Origin of the sequence: Streptomyces sp. CB01881, from assembly GCF_002953255.1 — a bacterium.
In the GTDB taxonomy this organism is placed as follows: domain Bacteria; phylum Actinomycetota; class Actinomycetes; order Streptomycetales; family Streptomycetaceae; genus Kitasatospora.
The window spans coordinates 10,982,117-10,985,081 of the sequence record NZ_CP026498.1 but is presented as its reverse complement, the minus strand read 5'-3'; the positions used below and the strand labels follow the sequence as shown (position 1 = coordinate 10,985,081).

Below are 2,965 nucleotides of genomic sequence, written 5' to 3'. Positions count from 1 at the left end.
GAACGTGAAGGTCGTCGGGAGCCTGGACCTGGTGCAGACCCTCCTGCGGGAGAAGCTCTTCGACCGTCTCGACCTCTGGGTCCACCCGATCGTGCTCGGCGTCGGGAAGAAGGTGTTCGACGGCGGCGCGGTGCCCACGAACCTCACACTCCTCGAACCACCGGTGGCCGGCCCGAACGGCACCGTGTACCTGCGCTACGGGCTCGCCGACGGCACCCCCCGGACGGGCGACATGAGCGCACCCGACCGCGGCCTCGGACATGACGGCTGAAAGCCGCCTCGCGCCAGGCGGGCCGCCTCATCGGCGGTGAATCCGCCGGGTCGGCGTCCGCCACGACGTCGACGGTTCGAGGTGCCGACGCCCTGACGAAGTGCCTCGCCAGAGGGTCGCCGCCGTCACGCAAACCCCCACATCGCGTGTGCCGGTGCCGCCTCGGGCGCAGGCGGCACCGGCACGCGACGATCACACGATCGGCAGTCGGCCGACCCGGACTGCCCGGCGCGGCAGGGCCGCGGGGAGCGGGAGCAGCAGGGCGGCCGCGGTGAACAGCACGAGGTGGCCGCTCTCCGCGCCGGCGCCGGCCCAGCCGAGCTCGGCGTGGCGGTGCTCCGCGAAGGCGTTGCAGCACAGCCAGGCGGCCGTGCCGATCACGGGTGCCGCCGAGGGCCGGGAGAAGGCGCCGAGCAGCGCGCTCAGCCCGGCGTAGGCCGCATAGGCGAACCAGCCGGAGTGCAGCTCACCGAGCCGGCCCAGGCCGAGCGCCAGGGCCCCGCCGGCGAGGAGCGCCACCGTGCCCGACATCGCGACGGGCAGCCGGTCCAGCACGGGGTGGTAGCGGTGGCCGCCGGGGCGGGCCGAGTACATCCGCACGGTGGGCCTATCCCTTCGCGCGGACCAGCTCGGGCGCCGGCCCGACCGGGAGGTGCCAGTGGATGCGCCGGTGCAGTGTCTCCAGGTCCTGCTGGAGCTCCGGCCGCGCGACGGCGAGGACGGAGCAGCCGGCCTTCCGCGTGCAGTAGTCGGTCACGGAGCGCCGCAGTCGGCGGCGCAGCGGGCCGCCGCTGCGCCCCACCACCAGGAGGTCCCCGGGCCGGTCGGCGGTCTGCACCAGAGCAGGACCGGTCTCGCCGCGGACCACCAGCGGATGCATCGGCACGCCCGGGTCGGCGCCGGCGAAGGCCGCGTCCAGGGCGTCGCGCAGGCGCTGCTCGGCGGTGTCCCGGACGGCCGCGAGCAGCGGCGGGCACGGGGAGCGGCGGTAGCCGAGCTCGCCGCCGGGCGGCTCCCAGGCCAGCACCGGAATCACCTCGGCGCCGGTGCGGCGGGCCTCGGCGACCGCGCGGTGCAGGGCGGCCAGACTGCCCAGGGAGCCGCTCACGCCGACCACCACGCGGCCCCGGGGCCGCTCGTCGTTCCGGTGGCTGCCGTTCATGTCCTGATCCTCACGCCGCTGCGGTTCACGCGCCTGTCGTCGGCTGTTGTCGACGACCTCCAGCCAAGCCGCAGGAGGCTGCCGGTCCGCGCGTTCTTGACGGGACCCTGACGCGGCCGGCCATGATCCGAACGCGGTCTTGACGCCGTGTCGCGGGCGGCCGCGTCCGGATCGCGCCGAGGTCGTGTCAGCACCGAGCCGATCACCGCCAGGCTTCCGTCAAGGACGTCAAGGACCGGTCACGGGTCGTTCGGTCCGCCGTACCGGACGGTCCCGCCTTCCGCCGCCTCGACCTCGCCCGAGCCGGCGTCCGCTCGGTCGCCGCCACCGCGCCAGCCCCTGCTGGCCGACAGGTCGTCAGGTCGTCGCGTCAGGGTCGTGTCAAGGACGTCCGGTGTCGTGCCAAGCGGGCGTCAAGACGCGGACGGCGTACGGAGATCCGGTGCTTCGCTGTGCGACGTCCCCCGTCGCCGTCGCAATCCGCCCCGCTCCCCCGGGGCGGCTCCGGAAGGTCCCAGAACCGATGCGCCGCCCGGCCCTCACCTCACCGGCCACCACCACCGAACAGCCCGCACCGAGGCCCGACCGGTTCCGCCGCCCGAAGGCCGGCGGTGCCGAGCCGGCCCCGCCGCACCCGGGCCACCGCCCCGGCGCACCGCGGTCCGGACGCCGCCGGCTGATCACCGCGCGCCAGCTCCGCGAAGCCCTCCCCGCCGCGGTACGCAAGCTCCACCCCCGCACCATGGCCAAGAACCCCGTCATGCTGGTGGTCGAGACCGGCTCCGCCCTCACCACGCTCACCGCCGTCGTCCACCCGGGCGTGTTCGCCTGGGTGATCAGCTTCTGGCTCTGGCTCACCGTGCTCTTCGCCAACCTCGCCGAGGCCGTCGCCGAGAGCCGCGGCAAGGCCCAGGCCGACTCGCTGCGGCAGGCCCGGACCGGCACCACCGCCCGCCGCCTGCTGCACTGGCGGGTCGGCGGCCACGACCACCGCCACGAGTCCATCCCCGCCGAGCACCTCCTCCTGCACGACATCGTGCTCGTCCCCGCCGGCGAGGTGATCCCCCGCGACGGTGAGGTGATCGAGGGCGTCGCGGCCGTGGACGAGTCGGCGATCACCGGCGAGTCCGCACCCGTCATCCGCGAGTCCGGCGGCGACCGCACCAGCGTCACCGGCGGCACCCGGGTCCTCTCCGACCGGCTGGTCGTCCGGATCACCGCGCGGCCGGGCCAGAGCTTCATCGACCGGATGATCGCCCTGGTCGAGGGCGCGAACCGGCAGAAGACGCCGAACGAGATCGCGCTCAACATCCTGCTCGCCTCGCTCACCATCGTCTTCGTCCTCTCCGTCGTCTCGCTCCAGCCGATGGCGATCTACGCGGGCTCCCCGCAGACCACCGTCGTCCTGGTGGCACTCATGGTGGCCCTCATCCCGACCACGATCGGCGCGCTGCTCTCCGCGATCGGCATCGCCGGCATGGACCGCCTGGTCCAGCGCAACGTGGTCGCGCTCTCCGGCCGCGCGGTCGAGG

At 74.6% G+C, this 2,965-nt stretch carries 4 protein-coding genes; 2 read left to right on the top strand and 2 right to left on the bottom strand.

Annotation, left to right across the window (positions count from 1 at the left end; all coding sequences use genetic code 11):
- Positions 1-271, top strand: a 271-nt coding sequence (locus tag C2142_RS41280; RefSeq protein ID WP_241003059.1) for a dihydrofolate reductase family protein, incomplete at its 5' end; no start/stop codon positions are given.
- A gap of 192 nt (positions 272-463) precedes the next feature.
- On the opposite strand, the gene C2142_RS37300 is transcribed toward C2142_RS41280, so the two are convergent.
- A complete protein-coding gene (locus tag C2142_RS37300; protein ID WP_148647167.1) occupies positions 464-871 on the bottom strand; it encodes a hypothetical protein in 408 nt (135 codons plus the stop codon).
- A 7-nt stretch (positions 872-878) separates the two neighbouring features.
- The gene (locus tag C2142_RS37295; RefSeq protein WP_148647166.1) at positions 879-1,433 is read right to left on the bottom strand and encodes a universal stress protein; all 555 of its coding nucleotides are present in this window, start codon (positions 1,431-1,433) and stop codon (positions 879-881) included.
- A 742-nt stretch (positions 1,434-2,175) separates the two neighbouring features.
- On the opposite strand from C2142_RS37295, the gene C2142_RS41275 reads away from it, so the two are divergent.
- The coding region (locus tag C2142_RS41275) for an HAD-IC family P-type ATPase (protein WP_241003344.1) at positions 2,176-2,965 on the top strand (790 nt) is incomplete at its 3' end.

Coding starts and splice junctions, on each gene's coding strand:
- C2142_RS37295 (WP_148647166.1), bottom strand. CDS start 1,433: ATGAACGGCAGCCACCGGAACGACGAGCGGCCCCGGGGCCGCGTGGTG.